This window comes from Helicobacter suis (genome assembly GCF_902196125.1).
Lineage (GTDB): Bacteria > Campylobacterota > Campylobacteria > Campylobacterales > Helicobacteraceae > Helicobacter > Helicobacter suis_B.
On the sequence record NZ_CABIKG010000013.1, the window covers coordinates 13,056 to 33,022 of the forward strand.

24 protein-coding genes and 1 pseudogene are annotated in these 19,967 nt (G+C 40.4%); all 25 read right to left on the reverse strand.

The features are described 5' to 3' along the window. Positions 1-3 precede the first annotated feature (3 nt). The 25 genes and pseudogenes from nuoK to G6Q00_RS06145 all read right to left on the reverse strand — a co-directional run bounded on the left by nuoK (position 4) and on the right by G6Q00_RS06145 (position 19,967). Entirely contained in the window at positions 4-306 is a 303-nt protein-coding gene (nuoK, locus tag G6Q00_RS06030) for an NADH-quinone oxidoreductase subunit NuoK (RefSeq protein ID WP_163499593.1), read from the reverse strand. After that, positions 303-848 (reverse strand): NADH-quinone oxidoreductase subunit J, encoded by a 546-nt coding sequence (locus G6Q00_RS06035; RefSeq protein ID WP_163499594.1) that lies wholly within the window; start codon positions 846-848, stop codon positions 303-305. The genes nuoK and G6Q00_RS06035 overlap by 4 nt, the downstream gene beginning before the upstream one ends. Further along, on the reverse strand, positions 841-1,491 hold the full coding sequence (gene nuoI, locus G6Q00_RS06040; RefSeq protein ID WP_163499595.1) for an NADH-quinone oxidoreductase subunit NuoI: 651 nt from the start codon (positions 1,489-1,491) through the stop codon (positions 841-843). Before nuoI ends, G6Q00_RS06035 begins: the two co-directional genes overlap by 8 nt. 8 nt (positions 1,492-1,499) lie before the next feature. Continuing rightward, entirely contained in the window at positions 1,500-2,489 is a 990-nt protein-coding gene (nuoH, locus tag G6Q00_RS06045) for an NADH-quinone oxidoreductase subunit NuoH (RefSeq protein ID WP_163532424.1), read from the reverse strand. After that, positions 2,486-4,870, reverse strand: a complete 2,385-nt coding sequence (locus G6Q00_RS06050; RefSeq protein WP_163532425.1) for an NADH-quinone oxidoreductase subunit G — start codon at positions 4,868-4,870, stop codon at positions 2,486-2,488. Before G6Q00_RS06050 ends, nuoH begins: the two co-directional genes overlap by 4 nt. A 2-nt stretch (positions 4,871-4,872) precedes the next feature. Then, positions 4,873-5,112: an NADH-ubiquinone oxidoreductase subunit E family protein gene (locus tag G6Q00_RS06055; protein ID WP_163532426.1), complete on the reverse strand. Its 240-nt coding sequence runs from the start codon at positions 5,110-5,112 to the stop codon at positions 4,873-4,875. Then, complete coding sequence (gene nuoD, locus G6Q00_RS06060; RefSeq protein WP_163532427.1) at positions 5,109-6,338, reverse strand: NADH dehydrogenase (quinone) subunit D; 1,230 nt, start codon at positions 6,336-6,338, stop codon at positions 5,109-5,111. Before nuoD ends, G6Q00_RS06055 begins: the two co-directional genes overlap by 4 nt. Then, complete coding sequence (locus G6Q00_RS06065) at positions 6,338-7,135, reverse strand: NADH-quinone oxidoreductase subunit C (protein WP_163532428.1); 798 nt, start codon at positions 7,133-7,135, stop codon at positions 6,338-6,340. Before G6Q00_RS06065 ends, nuoD begins: the two co-directional genes overlap by 1 nt. 11 nt (positions 7,136-7,146) lie before the next feature. Continuing rightward, entirely contained in the window at positions 7,147-7,656 is a 510-nt protein-coding gene (locus G6Q00_RS06070) for a NuoB/complex I 20 kDa subunit family protein (protein WP_163499601.1), read from the reverse strand. Then, positions 7,638-8,027, reverse strand: a complete 390-nt coding sequence (locus G6Q00_RS06075; protein WP_163532429.1) for an NAD(P)H-quinone oxidoreductase subunit 3 — start codon at positions 8,025-8,027, stop codon at positions 7,638-7,640. The genes G6Q00_RS06070 and G6Q00_RS06075 overlap by 19 nt, the downstream gene beginning before the upstream one ends. A gap of 114 nt (positions 8,028-8,141) precedes the next feature. After that, positions 8,142-8,810: a 16S rRNA (uracil(1498)-N(3))-methyltransferase gene (locus tag G6Q00_RS06080; protein WP_163532430.1), complete on the reverse strand. Its 669-nt coding sequence runs from the start codon at positions 8,808-8,810 to the stop codon at positions 8,142-8,144. Continuing rightward, the gene (locus tag G6Q00_RS06085) at positions 8,810-9,208 is read right to left on the reverse strand and encodes a hypothetical protein (protein ID WP_240331018.1); all 399 of its coding nucleotides are present in this window, start codon (positions 9,206-9,208) and stop codon (positions 8,810-8,812) included. The genes G6Q00_RS06080 and G6Q00_RS06085 overlap by 1 nt, the downstream gene beginning before the upstream one ends. A gap of 20 nt (positions 9,209-9,228) precedes the next feature. Then, positions 9,229-9,963, reverse strand: a complete 735-nt coding sequence (locus G6Q00_RS06090; RefSeq protein WP_240331019.1) for an outer membrane protein — start codon at positions 9,961-9,963, stop codon at positions 9,229-9,231. A gap of 75 nt (positions 9,964-10,038) precedes the next feature. Further along, positions 10,039-11,049: a TerC/Alx family metal homeostasis membrane protein gene (locus G6Q00_RS06095; RefSeq protein WP_163532431.1), complete on the reverse strand. Its 1,011-nt coding sequence runs from the start codon at positions 11,047-11,049 to the stop codon at positions 10,039-10,041. Continuing rightward, positions 11,049-11,819 carry a tRNA 2-thiocytidine biosynthesis TtcA family protein gene (locus G6Q00_RS06100; RefSeq protein WP_163532432.1) on the reverse strand — a complete coding sequence of 257 codons (771 nt, stop codon included), beginning with the start codon at positions 11,817-11,819 and terminating at the stop codon, positions 11,049-11,051. The genes G6Q00_RS06095 and G6Q00_RS06100 overlap by 1 nt, the downstream gene beginning before the upstream one ends. 261 nt (positions 11,820-12,080) lie before the next feature. Beyond that, positions 12,081-12,776, reverse strand: a pseudogene (locus G6Q00_RS06105) (TdeIII family type II restriction endonuclease); the annotation flags it as partial. Between the two features lie 29 nt (positions 12,777-12,805). Beyond that, complete coding sequence (locus G6Q00_RS06110; RefSeq protein ID WP_240331020.1) at positions 12,806-14,332, reverse strand: DNA methyltransferase; 1,527 nt, start codon at positions 14,330-14,332, stop codon at positions 12,806-12,808. A gap of 71 nt (positions 14,333-14,403) precedes the next feature. Next, positions 14,404-14,535 (reverse strand): hypothetical protein, encoded by a 132-nt coding sequence (locus G6Q00_RS08730; RefSeq protein ID WP_275896769.1) that lies wholly within the window; start codon positions 14,533-14,535, stop codon positions 14,404-14,406. A 23-nt stretch (positions 14,536-14,558) separates the two neighbouring features. Continuing rightward, on the reverse strand, positions 14,559-15,089 hold the full coding sequence (locus G6Q00_RS08455; protein WP_205426545.1) for an arginase family protein: 531 nt from the start codon (positions 15,087-15,089) through the stop codon (positions 14,559-14,561). After that, complete coding sequence (locus tag G6Q00_RS08460) at positions 15,090-15,419, reverse strand: hypothetical protein (RefSeq protein ID WP_205426541.1); 330 nt, start codon at positions 15,417-15,419, stop codon at positions 15,090-15,092. Positions 15,420-15,527: 108 nt separating this feature from the next. After that, complete coding sequence (gene obgE, locus G6Q00_RS06125; protein ID WP_163532433.1) at positions 15,528-16,487, reverse strand: GTPase ObgE; 960 nt, start codon at positions 16,485-16,487, stop codon at positions 15,528-15,530. Next, positions 16,488-17,258, reverse strand: coding sequence for an ATP-binding cassette domain-containing protein (locus tag G6Q00_RS06130; protein WP_163532434.1), 771 nt, complete (start codon positions 17,256-17,258; stop codon positions 16,488-16,490). Further along, positions 17,252-18,109, reverse strand: a complete 858-nt coding sequence (locus tag G6Q00_RS06135; protein WP_205426542.1) for an ABC transporter ATP-binding protein — start codon at positions 18,107-18,109, stop codon at positions 17,252-17,254. Before G6Q00_RS06135 ends, G6Q00_RS06130 begins: the two co-directional genes overlap by 7 nt. Then, positions 18,106-18,963 carry an ABC transporter permease gene (locus tag G6Q00_RS06140; protein WP_163532435.1) on the reverse strand — a complete coding sequence of 286 codons (858 nt, stop codon included), beginning with the start codon at positions 18,961-18,963 and terminating at the stop codon, positions 18,106-18,108. The genes G6Q00_RS06135 and G6Q00_RS06140 overlap by 4 nt, the downstream gene beginning before the upstream one ends. Beyond that, positions 18,963-19,967, reverse strand: a complete 1,005-nt coding sequence (locus G6Q00_RS06145) for an ABC transporter permease (protein WP_163532436.1) — start codon at positions 19,965-19,967, stop codon at positions 18,963-18,965. Before G6Q00_RS06145 ends, G6Q00_RS06140 begins: the two co-directional genes overlap by 1 nt.

Below are 19,967 nucleotides of genomic sequence, written 5' to 3' on the forward strand. Positions count from 1 at the left end.
TTTCTAGCCTTTCATGCGATTAAGTGAGTCAATGTCTAGGGTTTTATGCTTTTTATACCACAAGATCACCAAACCTAGCCCCACAGCTACCTCAGAGGCGGCTAGAGCAATCAGAAATAGCGCAAAAACTTGCCCGTCCATGTTTTTAAGGCTATGAGAAATGGCTACAAAGCCAACATTGATTGCATTAAGCATGATCTCTGTAGAGAAAAAAAGCATTAAAATATTTTTCCGTCTAAGCATGCCAACTAGTCCCACACAAAAAAGTAAGCCCGCAAAAACCAAGTAATGCCCCAGAGTGATCACGCATTTTCCTTTTTGCTAAGATAACTTTTTCTAAGCGCTGTGGTGATTCCACCTATCAGTGCGGCTAAAAGCATTACTCCCCCGGCTTCAAAAGCAATAAGGTATTTAGTAAAAATTAAATAACCCATTGAGTTAACATTAGTGGTGGCTAGATTGGGTGTAATAATTTGTGGATTTTCAGCGCTAAGACTATGGGCATAGCTACTTAGTGCGGGCGCGCCTAGTACAACTACTAAGAGTAATGCAAAAATTCCGCCTAGCAAGTAAACTAACCAAGGTTTATGCGATCTCTCAACCACTTCTTCAGAGGCGTTAAAAAACATCATGCCAAAGGCATACATCACAATCACCGCCCCTACATAAACTAAAATCTGCACCACGCCTAAAAACTCCGCACCTAGCAAAAAGAAGAAACCCGAAATAAAAACCATGCTAGCAGCTAATGCACTCATGGCATATAAAATATTACTCGTACTCACCACGATTAAAGCCATGCTTAAAGTGAGGATTGCAAAGAAATAAAAGGCGATGGCCTCAAACATGGGTATCCTTAGGGGCTTCTGCCTTTTTATCCGGCTTTTCCTCTGTTTTTTCCTCTGTAGCATAATCTAGCGGGGTTTGTTGCATTCTTTGGCTAGCATGTTCACTAGGCGATCCAAAGCCGGCAAATTCTTTATGGCTGTGATCCTTAGCGCTTGCAATATCGGTTAAAAACTCCGCTTTGCCCCCAAACTGCGATCGCTGTACACTGCTATTTTCAAAGCGCTGTCCCATGACAATGGCTAGTTCTGGGCACACTTCTGCACACAACCCGCAATAAATGCAACGACCTAAATTAATCGTATAACTATCAATATATTTACGCTCATCAGGGGCTTTATGGGTGATAATTCTAATACAATTACTCGTACAAATCTTTTCACATAGCCCACACCCAATACAGCGCTCATTACCCGAATCTAAGAGTCTTTGGAGGTGGTGTACAGCACGGTAACGCGGGCTTAAGGGGAGTACTTCCATCGGGTAGTGAATGGTAACCTCTTTACTAAAAAACTCTTTGATAGTGAGCCCCAAACCTTTAAATAAATCCAAACCAAAGCTAGATTTAAGCGTACCGATGAGTTTAGCACTAGGGCTATTTTCTTGGGGGGCTTTGGTGAGCCATTTATAGGTTTGTTTTGCCATGTATTCTCCTAAATTAAAATAACAAGCCCGGTGATTAAAAGATTAATTAAAGATAAGGGCAACATGATTTTCCAGCACATTCTCATGAGTTGATCGGGGCGGACATGGGGAAAGGTCGCGCGTGCCCACATGGATAAAAAGACAAAAAAACACACCTTGATTAAAATCGCAATGCCACCCGGGATAAAGCCCCAAGCGTTATAACCCCCAAAGAAAATCAAAGAGATCACAAAACAGAAAGCAAAGAGATGGGCATACTCAGCTAAAAAGAACATTCCCCACTTAAGCCCGCTATACTCCGTACAAAACCCGGCCACAATTTCAGCTTCATGTTCGAGTAAGTCAAAGGGGGTACGGTTTAATTCGGCATAGCTAGCAATTAAGAATAAGAAAAAGGCTAAAGGCTGTTTAAAAACAAGCCAGTGAATCATACTGCCCTCTTGGTAGTGGTTGATTTCTACTAAAGAGAGCGAACCTACAACCATGATAGGGGCTAAAATGGTAAGCGTACTCACCACTTCAAAGCTAAGCAGTTGGATCGCTGCGCGCGCAGAGCCTAGTAAAGAATATTTGCTATTGGAGGCTAGGCCGGCTAAAAGGGGGGCATAAATGCCTGCTGAACCTACGGCTAGAAAGAAAAGCAAACCTACATTGATGTCTGAGATAATAGGCTTAATGGTATGCCCATAGAGGGTAAAATCGCCAAAAAAGGGAATGGGCGCCATAGAAACAAAGGCACTTACCATAGCAATAACTGGGGCTATAGCAAAGATAAAGCGGTTGGCATGCTGGGGGATTACATCTTCTTTAGTAAAGAGTTTGATCGCATCGGCGATAACTTGTAAAAGCCCAAAAGGACCCACATAAGTAGGCCCAAGTCGCCTTTGAAAATAGGCTAAAACCTTGCGCTCTAAATAAGTCCCAAAACCTCCCAAAGCAGAAAAAACCAACACCACAACCAAAATTTTTACCAAAGTTTCTATAATCTCAGCGCTCATGCTAACTCCCACTCTAGTTGTGCAAATAAAGCGCCATTAAACACGCCCTCAATATCTAGGCTAGGGCTTATCATAAAAACATCTTGATCAAGCCCATAATCTACATAAATCGCGCCTTTGATCTTGCGCCCCTCTTTGTGCAAACAGATCAAACTCCCCTCTTTTAAGCCTAAACTTTCTAAATATTTGGGTGAAGTGTAAATACCTTCTTTAAGTTGGAGATTTTGGCTAGTGAGGGTATGGGTGTTAAACTGGGTTTCGGCAAATTTTAAATAGCTATTAAAAGGCATGCTTTCTAGTGTAGCAATAGGCTCACTGGGTGTACTCTCTTGTATCTCTTGAGGCTTAAGTTTATAACCTCTGTGGTTGCTTTTATCATTGGCATAGAAGTTTTTAAAATCATCATAGGCAATAGGTAAAAAGCCCTTTTCTTGGGGCAAAAGGTGGGTGTACTCCACCAAACTTTCCCCATAAAGCCCAAAATGCTGGGCAATATCGGCTAAATCTAAACCTGTGTAGGCTAGGGCGGGTCTAATAGGCAAAACACGCCCCTCAAAGTTTGTGGTGGTGGCCTCTATTTGGTTGGGACTGGGCAAAATAAAATCCACGCGTTGCAAACTTTCTTGATTACATACACAATCTGAATCAAGCACAAAATCCCCCCGTGCGCGTACGCCTACGCTAGGGTGCTCCCCTTGATCTTTTCCTAGTTGGCAAATAGAGACAATGCCTAGCGCATTAGCCGTCGGTGGGATCAAAATGATTTTAACTTTAGGGTGTTGGCTAGCCTCTTTAAGCATTCTAGCGATATTACTTGATCGTTTATGTGTGTAGATTTCCTGACCTATGAGAAGTACAATACTGGGCGCTTTTTCTAAAGCGGTGGTGATTTTCTCATAAGTAGCACTATCTAGTTTAATATCCTCTAGCATTTGATAAACCGGCTTAGGTGGAGCTTTTTCTTTAACCTCAGTTTTTTCTTGATTTTCTTCTGCGCTCTGCTCTGTATTTTCTTGAGGTATCTCTATAGGTTTTTGGCTTGCTAATATACTTTCTAAACTAGGGCTTTGTACACCTAGCGCGAGTAAGATAGCCCCTAAAAAAATTTCCTCAGCATGGCAAGGATAGTTCACAGAAATAACACTACGACTCATTTTGTTAATCGCCTTGTCCGTGAGCGGGTGGCCATAGATAAGGGTTGTACCCTTATTGACTTTAAGCGCATTAGCAAGGGCGTATTTGATCAGCGGATTTTCATTGCGGATTTTAGAACCCACACTCACCACACAGCCCGCGTTTTTAATCTCTGAAATATCAGGGAAATTTGTAGGCTTAAATTCTTTTAAAAATTCCTGAAAGGCGTAGAGCTCCTCATTATGCAAACTAAAACCACAATGTTTACGCAAATACTCTAATAAATAGGCCTCCTCATTATTTACATCTCCGCCCACATAAACCGCCTTAGCTTCTTTAAATTTTTGCACGGCTTGATCAATGTTACTACTGCCCTCTTTGGAGGCATGTATATCAAAGGCAAAGCGCCCCGCCCCACAAATAGGGTTATGGTAAAAATCATTGCCCACTCTAAAGATTTTTTTCTCCTCGCCTAGAGTATCAAAGTGGCGTACATGATAATCTAGCAAACAACCCGCCGCACAGTGCATGCAAGTTGAATCAATATGGGTGAGTTCCCAAGCATTCGCGCTATAGCTAAAATCTTTATAAACGATCGCGCCCACAGGACAAACCGCGATACACTCTCCACAATCAAAGCAAGGTACTTCGCCTACAAAACTAATCATGCCCTTTTGTTTGCGACTCCACACGCTAAAAGGGTCTTTGGGCATGCTTTCTTTGAATTTGTCAGGGGCGTGTAAATTGGCTTTAGTGGCTTTAAGATTGCTATCGCCGATATTATCGCTACAAGTGGTAACACAACGCTCACACATGATGCATAAATTAGGATCATAAGAAGCCTGTGCCCAGAAAGCAAAGGGTTTAGCATCATCGCGCACGGCAAAGGGTTGGGTGTCTACTTGCATGCGCATAGTCATGTCTTGTAATTCACACTCCCCGCTTTTATCACACACCCCACACTCTAGCGGGTGGTTAACATCATAAGTTTGCATGATCATCTGGCGCTCGGCTTTAAGGGCGGGGGTGTTGGTGAGTATATTAGTGTTGGGTTTAGGTTTAGTATTACAGCTATAAACGCGTTTACCCTCCACCTCTACCATGCACATCTTGCAAGCCACGGTGGGCGAGCAACCACTCAAATAACAAATCGCAGGGATATATACCCCCGCACTTCTAGCCGCCTCTAAAATAGTTTGCCCTTCTTTGTACTCTACTTTGTATCCGTCTATGTTGATATGTGGCATGCCTACCTCTTTTTGACTACTAAAGTCCAATCTACACGGTTAAAGCGCAAAGAATTCATCAAAGTATCCCCCCTTTGCTTGACATACTCTGCGCTTTGCTCTACGATGTTAAAATCCACAACCTCTAGCATGAAAATCACCACCTCACCGTCCCTTACGCTACGATCTAAAATGCCTCCCATGTGTTTTAAAACTGCTTCATTTGGCTGATCTTTTAAGGGGCGCAGATCAAAGCGCTTCATCGATCTACCTCGCCAAAAACCGCATTACTTGAGCCAATTACGGTTACTGCGTCGGCTAGATACTGCCCTATTAAAATATCTTGTAAAGCGCCAATATGATAAAAACTAGGCGCGCGGATTTTAAGGCGGTAAGGGTAAGGATCGCCCTCAGAGTGGATAAAAAAACCTAATTCTCCCTTAGGCGATTCAGTGGGGGCGTATACCTCGCCTTTTGGGGGGCGCATGCCTTGAGTTACGAGTACAAAATGTTGCATTAAAGCGTAATTTTGCGTCATGATGTCCTCTTTAGGGGCAGAAAAATAATGCGGGTTATGTGCCATGATAGCCTTATCTGTGGGAGCGTGCATGGGAATGAGTTGTTCTAAGATAGACAAAGATTGTTCGATCTCTAGCATATACAGCTGGTAGCGATCATAAGAATCTCCATTATTACCCACCGGAATATCAAAGTCTAATTCGGGATAAAGCTCGTAAGGTTCCTCTTTACGCACATCATAGGCAATACCGGTGCCTCTAAGCATAATTCCACTAGCCCCCCATGACTTGGCTTGTTCTTGTGTGATCGTACCTACATTTTCTAAGCGCGCTCTCCAAATGCGGTTACTATCTAATAAACCACCTATAAGTTTATGCGTCTCTCTGACCTCTTTTATAAAAGCCTTTAAACTCTCTAGCCAGTTTGGCGGCAAATCTAAAGGTACGCCCCCGATACGAATAGCATTATGGGTTAATCTAGCCCCACAATAATCCTCCATTAAATCTAACCCGTATTCGCGGGTTTTAAAGCAGTAAAGAAAAACCGACATCGCCCCCACATCTAGGGCATGCACGCTTAAAAAAAAGATATGTGAGATCACGCGGTTTAATTCTAATAAAAGGGTGCGAATCACCTGAGCGCGCCTAGGAACTTCTACCCCTAATAAAGTCTCAACAGCGTGGGCATAGGCGTAATTATTGCTAGTAGAGGAGGTGTAATCTAGTCTATCGGTGGTGGGCATATACTCATTATAAGTCATGTTTTCGCCTAGTTTTTCACAACCCCTATGTAGATAGCCAATCTCAGGTGTGGCTTTGGTGATCTTTTCTCCATCAAGTTCTAAAATCAAGCGTAATTGCCCGTGTGAGGAGGGGTGTTGAGGCCCAAAGTTAATCACCATTTGGTTATCATCTCTCTCAAAAAGGACATTTTCAAACTGGGGTTTGAGTTTATTAAAGATCTGTGCCATTAGGGACGCTCTTTAAGTTCTGAGGGGTCTTTAGTGTGTAAGTCTTTAACAAATAGGGATTTTTGGAAAGTGTGTTTTTGGGGTTGATCTTCAAGTGGGAGGCCTTTAGATTGTTCATGCCCAATTTTAGAGAAGTTAAAGGTATCTTTTTCATTGACCCGTGCGCTATCTCTTTGCTCAGGCCCAATAATTTCGCGGTACTCTTTACCAAAAATCTTATCCACCTCATACCACGCAGCATGTTCATCACCCTTTAGCGGGTAGGATTTTAAAAGCGGATGGCCCACCCAATCCTCTGGCATTAAAATACGGATTAAATGCGGGTGGCGCTCAAAAACAATCCCAAACATATCATAGGCTTCTCGCTCACTCCACAGAGCCGATCTAAAAAGATGACTCAAAGTAGGGGCTTTAGCGCCTTGTTTAAGAGTGGCTTTTAAGCGTAGGCGTCTTTTTTGGGTAAAGTTAGGTAGATAAGAGACAAATTGATAAAAAAGTTCAAACTCGCCCCTTTGCTCTAAAAAATCTATCGCACTCATTTCACTCAAAGTTTCATAACCTAGATTTTTAAGTCTCTTGGTAATTTCTGCTACCTCTGCCACCTCCACTACAAATACAGCTGTATGTGTTTCTATGAAATGATCTAAAATTTTATGGTAGTAGCTAAGGTGGTTATAAATCACTTCATAAGCCGTACCGATAAGAGAAGTTCTAGGCGTATTTGCAATAACATGGAAGCGATCGGAGTAGTGGACATGTTTTTGGACATCAGCATTAGGGCGTTGTTTTCTAACCATTTTTTAATCCTTTAAACGAGTCGTTTAGGCGCTTCTTCGGGTAATGCTTTTTGGCGGCGGATTTTATCTTGTAAAACCATTAAGGCATACTGCAAAGTTTCAGGGCGGGGCGCACAGCCGGGCAAATAAATATCTACCGGAATCACGCGATCCACCCCCTGCACGGTGGCATAAGTGTTAAACATGCCGCCCGTGTTAGCACAAGAGCCCATAGAGATCACCCATTTAGGTTCAGGCATTTGATCATAAAGGCGGCGGGTAAATTCGGCGTGTTTTTTAGTAAGAGTGCCCGCGATAATCATCACATCAGATTGGCGCGGGGAGGCTCTAAAGATTGTACCAAAGCGATCAAAATCAAAGCGCGATCCACCCGTAGCCATCATTTCAATCGCACAACATGCTAGCCCATAAGTAAGGGGCCAAAGCGAGTTACTGCGCCCCCAGTTTAAAAGCTTATCTAAAGTGCTTAAAGCGATAGGAAGTCCGCCATTTTTTAAATAACTCACTGCATGGTCTGCCATTCTAGTGCTCCTCTTTTTAATGCATAGATAAACCCAATAACAAGCAAGCCAAGAAAACTTAACATCTCAAAAAAGCCAAATAAACCTAGTTCTCTAAAATCTAGTGCCCATGGGAACATAAACACAATATCTACATCAAAGAGAATAAAGAGCATCGCCATTACATAAAACTGGTGGCTTACACGGTTTTGTTGCTTTAAAGCAATGGGACCACATTCATAAGGGGCTAACTTGAGCTTTTCATTTTTCTTTTTGGCAAGCAACCGGCTTAAAAAGCGCTGGATACGCAAAGTCCAGTTAAAGACTAAAAAACTAAAGACTAGTAAGAAAAACGCCCCAAAATAAGGGTGTTCAAAACCACTCACTCCCACCGCTAGCTCCTTAGCAATTTCAACCCTATTAAAGCATAAATTAATTAATCAAAACTTTTATTAAAGTAGAAATAGGGTATCAGAAATTTATTAACATTTTGCCAGCAGAGTAAATTACCTATGTGCGGCTAAAAATAGCGCTGCTCCCTCACTTGTAAGGATAATAGAAGAGGGGCTATAAATTTCTCTTCTTTTAAAAAGTTGGCGCTCCTGGTTACAAAACCCTCCCTCAGGGCCTATAAAAATTCCATGTTCTAGGCTAACTGGCCCTTGAGTTTGATCATAAAAATCAAAGATACAGGCAGCAGGGTAGCACTCTAGGGCTACTTTTGTATTTTCTAAAACTTCTAATTGCATACATGCGCTACGGCCACATTGTTCACAAGATGCAATGAGAATTCTTTTAAAACGCGCTAATTTGGAGGCATCAATTTTTTCATTCTTTTGGCTAAAGTGGGCGTAGAAAAAGCTAATCTTTCCTACACCCATTTGGTTAAGATAGGGTAAAACTTTTTCAATATTTTTAGACGCAATGACAGCCCAGATTAAATGAGAAGGGCGTTTAGGACAAATGGGGCGTAATTCTTGGCCTAGTAGGGATAAATGCGCGTGGTGTTTTTTAACCTCTAAGGGTTTGTAAAAATAAAGAAAGTGATCGACTAGGTTTCTAAAAACAAGAATTTCTTGGGCATGCATGCGGCGACTCAAATAAACATGCCTATAACTCTGTGCGGTTAAAAGTAACTCTTGGCTACCAGCCTCTTTGTGATAAATAAATTGCATTAGAGGATATAAACAAGTAGGCACAATAGTAAATCTAGCCCATATAAGCCTTTAGACCATTTAATGTAGGCTAGCATTAACGATTCTTTTGTGCGAGCTAGTTTGAGTTTATATACCCGCATGATTTCGCCTAACATAACAACCCCTACCACAAGCCCCATAAAAGCAACTTTACCTGAGAGTGCAAAACTTTGCATGGCAAGTAAAAAAATACCGCTAAAAAAAGCCATAGCCACCCACGCAAAAACCATAGGCATCATGAAATATAGGCACTTATTAAGAGTGGCATAATTTTTAACTAGCCCTAAAAAAGCCAGATTGATCCCAAAAACCATGGGACCTAGAGCCATTAAAATAGCATGGAAACTACGGGCATCTTGCCACGCCTCAGCGACCATTTAGTGGCGTTTAGAAAAGATTAGAAGTTATAAACATAGTTGGCATAAAAGGCAATCACCCGCCTAAAAGAATAGGTGATGGTTTGGCTATTACTAGTTTGCGTGTAATAGGGGGTGTTAATCACAGGGACTCTAAAGCCCACTTCTAGGCCGTTGTGTGCTCCAAGATTAGCCCGAATCCCAAAGTTAAACATCCATTGTACAAATGTAGGTGAGTAATTGATATTATCATTGCCAATAGATTGTTTAAGGTAATAATGATCGGTGCTCACGCAATTAGTGTTAGCCACCATCGTAGTACACACACCATTAGATTTTCCCGCCCCTAAAGCCCAGCTACTCCCCCCCACTGCCATACCGACAAATGCCCCAACATCATATCCCTTATTGCGATAAAAATCCCAAAGCCCATCAATTCCCACACCATAGAAGAAATTACCCATAGAGCCCTGTGTGGGGTATTTATCGCCTGTTTTTTGTGAAAAAGCACCCCCCTCTAAACTAACAAGGCCATAGTAGCGCAAACCCCACCGCTTAGCTTTACCAAAGAATTGTTTATAACCCCCCACAAAATCCGCACCACCCATATTTGCTAAAAAAGGCTGTTGTGTAGTGGAATTTAAAGTCCTATCCGCATAAGATCCGGCTCCATGGGCGTACTGTAACCCGGCTTCTACATACCAACCATTTTTAGCCGCCCCTAGTGGCAAAGAACCCAAGAGTACACACAATCCTGCTTGATACCATTTACGCATGCTAAACTCCTTTCTTAAAAAGTGCCATTTTAGCAAATTTTACTCTTATGGATATTAAAAAAAACATTAAGATTTTTAATTAGCTGCAGGGTTTTTAAACACACTTAATAACACCCCAGCACCCAAAATTGCCAACACGATATAAAGGCTAGTAGTTGGGCTAATGCTTATACCTAAACCAAATAAATGAGAAGTGGCATCTAAAATGAGTTTTAAACTAATAAAGGCTAGTACCACAATCACACTTTTTTCTAAATAGATTAGATAGCGTTTTAAAACCTCTAGTACAAAATAAAGGCTACGCAAACCTAAGATCGCAAACATCATCGCGCTATAAATAATTAAAGGCTCTTTACTCACCGCAATCACAGCTGGAACACTATCAAAGGCAAACATCACATCGCTAAGCTCCATCACAGCTAGGCATAAAAAAAGCGGGGTAGCGATGATTTTAGCTTTGCTAAAGGCGCTTTGGTGGTGTAAAGCGTCTTTTTCTGTGCCCTCTAAAGAGTTTTCTAAAGTCTCTAAGCGCTCTTTACTAAGGAAAAAATCATGACCAACTAGTTTTGGATAAACCGGGAAGAATTTATAAACTAGGCGGTAGGCTAGATGTTTGGAGTAATCCTCCTGTGCTTCTTCTTCCTCTTTATCTTGGTTTTGAATCATCACCACACAGCTATAACCCACCAAAAGACCAAAGAGAATTTCTACATAAACTGAAAGGTGTAATAACCCGGTTCCTATCAAAACAAAGATCAGTCTAAAAACAATCGCCCCGATAATGCCATAATATAGCACGCGGTGGCGATAAACATCTGGGATTTTAAACCATGCAAAAACAGCCATCATCACAAAAAGATTATCTACAGAAAGGGCTTTTTCTAGCACATACCCAGTAAGAAATAAAGACATGTTAGTAGGGCCATCATGTACATAAAGATAAAGGGCAAATAAAAGTGCGGTAGTGATCCAAAAAAGCGACCATAAAGTCGCGCTTTTAAGAGTGATAACTTGATCTTGGCTATGGGCTTTAAAGTCAATCCATAAAGCAAGAGCCATAAAGATTAAAAATACCAGTAGATCCATTAAGCCCCCTGTGAATCTAAAAACACACCATCACTAAAGCTATTGGCATGTACATTACAAAAGGCATTTTTAAGAGAAGTAAAAAGGGTGGGGTTGTTGCGCTCCATTTCTTGTAAAAAATTTTTAGTCGCTGATCTAGCAATGGGGGGTTTATCTGAATCGGGTTGTTTGGCCGGACAATTACAATCAGGGGCGGTAGGGATATTTTGGGATTTAACAAAATCAATGCTTTGTCGTTCGCGGATATGAATAAGGGGGCGAATCACAAAGAGTCCATTTTCTGCTTTGTAAATAGGGGGCATGCTGCGCAAACTCCCATTGTAGGTAAAATTCATAAAAAAGCTTTCTACGGCATCATCAAGGTGGTGTGCTAAGGCAAGTTTGTTATAGCCATGTTCTAATGCGTAATTATAAAGCACCCCACGGCGCATACGCGAACAAAAACTACAATAAGAACTCTGTTCACGGCGCTTTTCACGGATTGTCTGGGCAATATTAGTATAAAGAATGGTATGGGGGATATTTTGCTCTGTGCATAAATCACTTAGCCATGCTAAGTCCTCTTTTAAGCCATAGTGCACAGTAGCGGCTTGAAATGTAAAATTAAAGGGGGCGTGTGCTTGCATGCGCGCAAGCAAACAAGAAAGCAAAATAGAATCCTTACCCCCACTCAAACCTATAAGGATACGATCGCCCTCACTAATTAAATTATAGGTAGCATTAGTCCTACCTACAACATTTAGAATTTTCTTACTGATGTTATAAGCCATGTATGATCCTTTAAATAAGTTGAGTAATTGTTAAAATTAATAGCATACCCTAAAAATCTCTTGTCTAATACTAACATAAAGGATCTGAATAAATCCGCATAGAGTGTTGTTGTATTTAAAATTAATAATTTTTGGTTAAAGATATTGGATAAAGAAAATTAAGTCTTAGAAAGGAAATTTTTAAAACGCTTATAAATTTTTTCAGCACGATTTTCAATATTTTCCTTTTCCCATGTTTTTCTGCTATCTAAGCTCATTTAGTTAATGTATAAATTTAGCAAAATATCTATCTATTTCTTCGCGTAGTTCTATACCTGCTTGCTCAAAAGCATTTAACAGTAGCTCATAACTCCCCTCTCCTCCTAAAAAATCCCAAAATTCTTTTGCAACTTTTAGCTCATATTTTAGATCTAACATACCTGCAATTGTCCACCTAGCATAAGGCTTTGGTTCATAAGGATTATATGGGATAGCTATCAGGCTATTTATTTTGCAGTCTTTAAAATCTAACATGGCAAGAGCAGACCATGTAAGTAGTGTGCGCTTAAATTCTTTAAAACTACCCTTATTTGGCTTTGCCGTTTTTAGATCTATTAAAAATATTTCCCTATCTCTTTTTAAAAATAAATCTACTTTTGTAGGTTTTATAGTGGATAAATCCCCACCTTGAGAGTTTGAAATAGCTTTTAGTTCATTTATTTTATCTGGCTTTGCATTTGCACTTTCTAGATTATCTATGATTTGCTGTATTGTTATTTGGCAATTTTTATATATTTTATTGCCCATATCATGCTGTTTTTGCACGACTTCAAAATTATTCTTTGCTAGTTCTTTTGCGACTGGTTCAAAACTCGTACCAAAATTTGTATTTAAACTCTGAATAAAACTAAAAAGCGCCATTCTATCACTTCCTAAAAGACGCGTGTGAAAAGGCATGTAAGATGTTTCCGGATTATAAGATTCAAACTTAAATCACAGGGCTTTAATTAATAAATCTTTGACATTTTGCATTGTTTTTCTTTTAATAAAAATATGCTTTCGTTGTAGCTTTTATTATCTTTTTGAGCACGATTAAGCACGGGTCTATCAAAGCGCTTAGCTATTTTCATCTCTGCTAGCTCTGCAATACTTGGGTATAGATTAAATTTATCATTTGCCACTATGAAAATATTGTAATCTTTTGCTAAAAGTGGCTTTACATTTCTTAGCGCTTTGGCGATGTTTTCTACATAGTTTTTTTGCGCACTCTTGCCTTGTCCCTCTTTAAGACTTCCTATTTCTAAACTATCAAATCTTGCTAGATTAAAAAGATCGTAAGCATAAGCATGTTGCTCGTGATAATCAATTAATCCAACATAGGGTGGAGATGTGAAAATACCTGCTATTTTCTGTGTTTTGATTAAGCGTTTTAAGTTTGTATCTTGTAGTTCTTTGAGTACATTACAATTTGTAGCATCTGTATTGATACAGATTTGTAAAGTGGGTGTTTTAAGCTCTTTAAATTCTTTTAATCTTTTAAGCGTATCTAGCGCATATCTTTTAAAATGCTTCTTAACACTAAAAAGAGGTTTACAAATACGCCCATGCTTTTTACAATAATAAGGCCAAGTGATAGCATGCTTTAGCGTAGCTAAATCACTGTGAGTAGTTGCGCGTACGCTCCTAGCTGTGCGGCTTAGAATAATTTTAAAAATATCATCTAGTGGAGATATTAAATCTCTTATAAAAAAGAGTTCTTCTTTTATGCAGGGTAAATACCATTTATCTAAAAAACTACCGGTTTGTTTGGTGTTTAAATCAAAACCTTTTACAATCTCGTTATAAATAACTAAAAATTCAGCCTCTTTTTTAAGCCCAAAATCTAGCTCGTTGATTTCTTTTAAAAAAACCTTTCTTTTAAAATCATGTAAGAAATTAGCCTTATTAAACTCACTTAATTTTTGATTTAATATTGCTTCAAGTGGGTGTGTTTGTTTATTTTCTAAATGATTTATAAGTTTTTTTATCTCGTTTTCTAAAGCAACAAGATCATAATCTTTAATCTTGGCATTTGAAAGCATTACATTAAAGCTTGAAAGCTCAATACCCAATGCGTGCATACCTAGTTCATTAGCTACAGCTAGAGTTGTACCAGACCCACAAAATAAATCCAAAACAATATCACCCTTTTTAAAGAATGGCTCTTTTAAAAAACGCTCTACAAGTTGGGGGATAAATTTACCCCTGTAAGGGTGGAGGCGGTGGACATGTTTTGTTGTTTCTGACTCTTTAAAATTAGCAAAAGAGAGAGGATTATCTAGTTCTATTTTTGTATCATAATAATTTTTAAGCTCAAGCAAAGAGATCAATTTTTTATTCTTGCTTTGGCTATGATTAACGATGCGTCCATAATTTAAAAGATAATTAAGATTATTTATCGTTACCTTTTTGCCCAAATATTTAGTGGCCCACAAACTCGCATCTTTTAAATTTAGTAATTTCATCTCATCTAAAATCAATGTGGTATTCCTCACAATTACCCTCTTTTTTCATCTCATCTTATGTTTATAAGTGTTTTAAAATTTTTCCTAAAGACTAGAGTAGATTATTTTTGTACATCAAAGGTACTATCTAAAACAAAAAGCAAAAAATACGCCCGCTCTAAATGGTACAAAAAATCTAAACCTAAACCCTTGCCCCTATATTCTTGGATAATTTCAGGGTATAGATTTGCCATTTTGCAAGGGAACTAATGGATTACTACACACTTTGTTCTCTTAAAAGATCTATCTCTGCTAGCATGTTCTGTAGTCTATACGCATCAAAGGGGAGATATTCAGTAATGCTTAGACCGACCACATCAGCCTCTTTAAAAATCACCCCTAAAATCTGGCTTAATTGATCCATTTGCATTTTGCCTCCCGGGCTCCCATCTCCGATTAAATCTTTATTAGCAAAGTAAGTGGAAAAAAACAAGCTAGCATCTAGTACATCTACATCTAAATGGATTAAAATATGTTCAAATTGGTTGGTGAATTCTAAAATTTCTTGTTGAGATAAAAACTCTTTGTCCTGGACCTTAAAATTGACCCCTCTTTGTTTAAGAAACATTTCTTGATCGGGAAATAAAGTTTGCAGACCTACAAAGAGAATTTCATGGGGTAAAAATTTTTGATTGCGCATTAAATGGGTGATACCCGTGTCTTTTTTTCCTAACAAAGAGCCCAATACAAAGGCATGTGCATAGGGATAATTCCCATGTATGGTAGCAACATCTGGATGCGCATCGATTCAAACAATGCCTAAATTTTTATATTTTCCATGCAGATAATCAAAGGGTGCTTGGGATACAAGACAATTCCCGCCCAGAGTGATGATCTTATCAGGATTAACCTCTCTTAAGATTTCTTCTACCTTTTGAATGCCCGCAAAAACAATCTCTTTAGCATATATCCCCTCCGTGGTTTTATAGGTTTCTTTAGAGGGTGGGGCAATATCTACCTTGTAAACCTTTTGGCTAGCATTTTCTGGCAAAAGGTGGGCGAGTAAATGGGCTCCTAAATAATAAGTCTCAAGCCCACCGCCTACAAAATCAGGGTATAAGAGACGAATCGTTTTCATGCAAACTCTTTTAAAATTTTTAAAATTTAAGCTAGAGGTTAGTTATGCAACAAATTGCTTAATTGTAATCTTATGAGGTTTTCTAAAAAGCAGGAATGCGGATAATTTTCATGTATTCTCTTTTAGAATTTGAGCTAGAGATTGGATTAACTTTTGCGTATTTTGCCCCGTAACTGCTGAGATTGGCAGAATAAAGCGCGCCTCTTTTAGCTCTAAAAAAACAGGGGATATAGCATCTATTTTATTAAGAACCACGCCAAATTCTTTTTGGGCAAGTTCTTTAGAAAAATGCACCAATTCATGGCGTAGCTTTTTATATTGCTCTTGTACATCAAAGGTACTATCTAGTACAAAGAGCAAAAAGCGCGTCCGCTCTAAATGGCGCAAAAAATCTAAACCTAAACCCTTGCCCTCACTAGCCCCCTCTATAATCCCGGGAATATCTGCTATAACAAACTCTTTAAAATCCCCCACACGCACCACCCCTAAATGGGGAATCAGCGTGGTAAAAGCATAGGGCGCGATTTTGGGTTTAGCATTAGAAATGGCGCTAATTAAGCTAGATTTGCCCGCATTTGGAAAGCCCACCAAACCCACATGGGCAATAAGTTTAAGTTCTAAGCGCAAAGAAAGCGTTTTGCCTGCTAGCCCCTTTTGGGCATAAGTAGGCCGTTGTTTGATCGCATTTTTAAAGCGCACATTACCTAGCCCGCCCTTGCCCCCTTTGAGCAAAACTACATTTCCCGGCTCTATTAAATCACAAAGAAGTTTTTCTCCCTCAAAAATCTGGGTCCCGGGAGGTACAAATAAAATTAAATCCTCCCCCCTTTTGCCACTGCAATTTTTAGGCCCTCCGGGGGCGCCATTTTGTGCCTTGTAGTGTTTTTTGCCCCTAAAGGCGCTAAGAGTGTCGCTATTAAAATCTACACTAAAGATCACATCGCCTCCATCGCCTCCATCGCCTCCATCAGGCCCTCCTTGCATGACAAACTTTTCCCGCCTAAAGCTTACACAGCCCGCGCCCCCCTTGCCTGAGGATATGCTAATTTCAACGCAATCTACAAACATTTAACCTTCTTGGAAGCGTTGGGTTTTTTCTAAATGGGGGATAGCGCTTAAAAGTTTTTGTGTGTAGGGGTGTTTGGGTGTATCAATTATAGCTTGTACCGTCCCCTCCTCTACAATAAGCCCTTTTTCCATCACTAAAATTCGATCGCTAATATGCTCCACCACCCCTAAATCATGGCTAATAAAAAGATAACTCAGGCCAAAATGTACCTGTAAATCTAAAAGCAAATTAAGAATTTGTGCTTGAATGGAAACATCTAAAGCCGAAACAGGTTCATCACAAATTAAAATACGCGGTTTAAGCATGAGAGCCCTAGCAATGCCTATACGCTGTCTTTGCCCCCCTGAAAACTGATGCGGGTAGCGCTTAGCCCACTCAGGTTTAAGCCCGGTTTGATTCATCATCTCTAAAACCTGCTTTTGTCGCTCTGTTTTATTTAGTTTGGTATTTAATAGCAAAGGTTCGGCAATAATATCCTCAACTTTCCAGCGCGGATTAAGGCTTGAATAGGGGTCTTGAAAGATCATCTGCACACTTTGGCGATAGGCTTTCCAATCTTTAGCGCTAAATTTTTGCATGTTATTCTTTTCAAAAAGTACCTCTCCCTTGCTAGGTTTTTCTATGCCCACTAAAATTTTAGCCACCGTGCTTTTGCCACAGCCACTTTCTCCTACTAAACTTAAAATCTCTTGAGGCTGGATCGTAAAGCTCACCCCTTTAAGCACAGCAAGTTGCCCATAAGATTTATAAAGATTTTTAACCTCTAGCAACGGATTTCCTTAGCAAAATCTAAATAATTCGTGTTTTCATCTACACTTTTAAGGCGTATTTTGCGTTTGCCCGGTTTAGGGATAGCCTCTAATAGCGCCTGTGTGTAGGGGTGTTTGGGGTTGTTAAAGAGATCAGAGGCGCGCGCTTTTTCCACCACCTCGCCTTTATAAAGCACCACGACTATATCAGCAAGCTGTGCGACTACGCCTAAATCATGGGTGATAAAAAGCATAGCCATGTGCTGTTGTTTTTGTAAAGTTTGCATTAACTCTAAAATCTGTGCTTGAATGGTTACATCTAGCGCGGTGGTGGGTTCATCTGCAATTAACAAGGAAGGTTTACAAGCCATCGCCATAGCAATTACCACCCGCTGGCGCTGGCCTCCACTGAGTTTAAAAGGATAGGCATCATACTTGCTTGCATCAAGCCCCACACTGCTTAAAAGTTCTAGGCTTTTTTGTTTGATCTGTGCGCTGTTAAGTTTACTTTGATGGATTTTAAACACCTCGCTGATTTGAAAACCAACTGTATAGCTAGGATTAAGGCTTGTCATGGGCTCTTGAAAGACCATGCCTATTTCTCTACCCCGCAGTTTTTGCATTTCTTTATCTGAATAGGCCAGCAGATTTTGCCCTTTAAAAAGAATTTCACCGCCTACAATTTTACCCGGAGGCCTAATTAAGCCCATAATAGACCACGCGCTCATGCTCTTTCCACTCCCACTTTCTCCAACTAGACACACAGTTTGGCCTATTTGAATGCTAAAACTCACCCCATCTACAGCCTTAATCAGACCGGTGCGGCTAGAAAAGTAAGTTTTTAAATCCTTAACTTCTAAAAGCGCATTCATGTAGATTTTTTGGGGTCTAAAGCGTCCATGATCCCATCTCCTAATAAATTAAAGCCCATCACCGTAAAAAAGATCGCACAGCCCGGGAAAAGCAAAGCCCAAGGGGAGGTGGTGATGTATTGTAAAGCGTCCATGAGCATCGCGCCCCATTCAGGGGTGGGTGGTTGTGCCCCTAAACCTAAAAAACTTAAGCCCGCCGCCTCTAAAATTGCCCCCGCAAAGCCCATAGTGGCCTGCACAATAAGCGGGGCGGTGCAATTTGGCAAAATCACAATAAACATGAGGCGCAAGTGGGAAGCGCCATTAAGTATAGAGGCTAGGGTGTATTCTTTTTCTTTTTCAAGGAGTACACTACCTCGCACAATACGAGCAAAACTTGGAATTCCCACAATGCCAATGGCTAGCATGGCATTTGTCAGAGAGGGGCCCAAAATTGCCACCACGATAATGATGAGTAAAATAGAGGGCAAGGAGAGCATTAAATCCATAAAGCGCATGATAATCATGTCTGTTAATCCGCCTAAATAACCCGCTACAAGCCCAAAGATCACCCCAAAGACAAGGGCAATCCCTACAGATACCACCCCGATAATCAGCGAAATACGCGCCCCAAAGATCAAACGAGAAAGAATATCACGGCCTAGATCGTCTGTGCCTAGATAGTGTGCTTTACTCCCACTTGCGCTAAAAAAAGGTTCTAAAAGCCGTGCTTGGGGGTTTTGTAGAGTTGGATCGTAGGGGGCTAAAGCAGGTGCAAAGATCGCACAAAACACAAGCACAACCAACAAAACAAGCCCAAAAAGAGCGGCCTTATTTTGCCTAAAATTTTCCCAAAAGATAAAAAAGCGTTCCATTAAGCCAGCCGGATTTTAGGATTAATAAACCCATAAAGAATATCTACAATCAAATTTGTCCCTATAAAGATCACCGCCACAATAAGGCTTGAAGATTGGATAATAGGAAAATCGCGTTGGTTAAGAGCATTAACCATCCAGCGCCCTACTCCGGGCCATGAAAAAGTTGTCTCTGTTAAGATACTTCCGGCTAAAAGGCCGGCTAACATCAGGCCAATAATGGTAGTAACTGGGATAAGGGCATTTCTTAGAGCATGGACAAACACCACCCGCAGAGCTGAGCAACCTTTAGCTTGCGCGGTGCGGATATAGTCCTCTTGTAAAACCTCTAGCATACTTGATCGTGTCATGCGCGCAATAATAGCAGTGGGGATAGTGGCTAGGGCGATGCTTGGCAAGACTAAGTGGCGCAGGGCATCTAAAAAGGCGGGAAAATTAAGCGCTAGCAAGCTATCAATCAGATAAAACCCAGTGGGGCCCTCTAAATCGTAGGCGTCATTGAGTCTTCCAAAAACAGGAAACCAACCTAATTTCACGCTAAAGACATAAATGAGCATTAAACCTAACCAAAAAACAGGCATGGAAACCCCGGCTAAGGCTGCACCCATGCTTACATGATCAAAGAGGCTATAACGCTTAGTGGCTGCGATCACGCCCACACAAATCCCCATAACAATAGAAAGCAACAAAGCGCTTAAAGAAAGCTCTAAAGTTGCCGGAAAGCGCTCTAAAAAGGCTTCTAGTACACTTTCACCAGAGACTAAAGAAGTACCTAAATCCCCATGTAAAATATGCCCCATGTAGCTAAAATACTGCTCTAAGAGCGGTTTATTAAGCCCCATTTGCTCACGCAAGGCCTCTAGCGCTTCTTTATTAGCATGTTCGCCTAAAATCATTAAAGCTGGATCACCGGGTACCAAGTGCACCATAGAAAAAACCAAGATTGAAACCCCAAATAAAGTGGGGATAGTCCATAAAATCCGTTTGAGTAAAAAAGCTAGCAT

Coding starts and splice junctions, on each gene's coding strand:
- G6Q00_RS06070 (WP_163499601.1), bottom strand. CDS start 7,656: ATGGCAGACCATGCAGTGAGTTATTTAAAAAATGGCGGACTTCCTATC.
- G6Q00_RS08730 (WP_275896769.1), bottom strand. CDS start 14,535: ATGGCAAATCTATACCCTGAAATTATCCAAGAATATAGGGGCAAGGGT.
- G6Q00_RS06035 (WP_163499594.1), bottom strand. CDS start 848: ATGTTTGAGGCCATCGCCTTTTATTTCTTTGCAATCCTCACTTTAAGC.
- G6Q00_RS06135 (WP_205426542.1), bottom strand. CDS start 18,109: ATGAATGCGCTTTTAGAAGTTAAGGATTTAAAAACTTACTTTTCTAGC.
- G6Q00_RS08460 (WP_205426541.1), bottom strand. CDS start 15,419: ATGAAAACGATTCGTCTCTTATACCCTGATTTTGTAGGCGGTGGGCTT.
- G6Q00_RS06145 (WP_163532436.1), bottom strand. CDS start 19,967: ATGCTAGCTTTTTTACTCAAACGGATTTTATGGACTATCCCCACTTTA.
- nuoH (WP_163532424.1), bottom strand. CDS start 2,489: ATGAGCGCTGAGATTATAGAAACTTTGGTAAAAATTTTGGTTGTGGTG.
- G6Q00_RS06090 (WP_240331019.1), bottom strand. CDS start 9,963: ATGCGTAAATGGTATCAAGCAGGATTGTGTGTACTCTTGGGTTCTTTG.
- G6Q00_RS06055 (WP_163532426.1), bottom strand. CDS start 5,112: ATGAAGCGCTTTGATCTGCGCCCCTTAAAAGATCAGCCAAATGAAGCA.
- nuoI (WP_163499595.1), bottom strand. CDS start 1,491: ATGGCAAAACAAACCTATAAATGGCTCACCAAAGCCCCCCAAGAAAAT.
- G6Q00_RS06095 (WP_163532431.1), bottom strand. CDS start 11,049: ATGGATCTACTGGTATTTTTAATCTTTATGGCTCTTGCTTTATGGATT.
- nuoD (WP_163532427.1), bottom strand. CDS start 6,338: ATGGCACAGATCTTTAATAAACTCAAACCCCAGTTTGAAAATGTCCTT.
- G6Q00_RS06100 (WP_163532432.1), bottom strand. CDS start 11,819: ATGGCTTATAACATCAGTAAGAAAATTCTAAATGTTGTAGGTAGGACT.
- G6Q00_RS06080 (WP_163532430.1), bottom strand. CDS start 8,810: ATGCAATTTATTTATCACAAAGAGGCTGGTAGCCAAGAGTTACTTTTA.
- G6Q00_RS06050 (WP_163532425.1), bottom strand. CDS start 4,870: ATGCCACATATCAACATAGACGGATACAAAGTAGAGTACAAAGAAGGG.
- G6Q00_RS06065 (WP_163532428.1), bottom strand. CDS start 7,135: ATGGTTAGAAAACAACGCCCTAATGCTGATGTCCAAAAACATGTCCAC.
- G6Q00_RS06140 (WP_163532435.1), bottom strand. CDS start 18,963: ATGGAACGCTTTTTTATCTTTTGGGAAAATTTTAGGCAAAATAAGGCC.
- obgE (WP_163532433.1), bottom strand. CDS start 16,487: ATGTTTGTAGATTGCGTTGAAATTAGCATATCCTCAGGCAAGGGGGGC.
- G6Q00_RS06085 (WP_240331018.1), bottom strand. CDS start 9,208: ATGGTCGCTGAGGCGTGGCAAGATGCCCGTAGTTTCCATGCTATTTTA.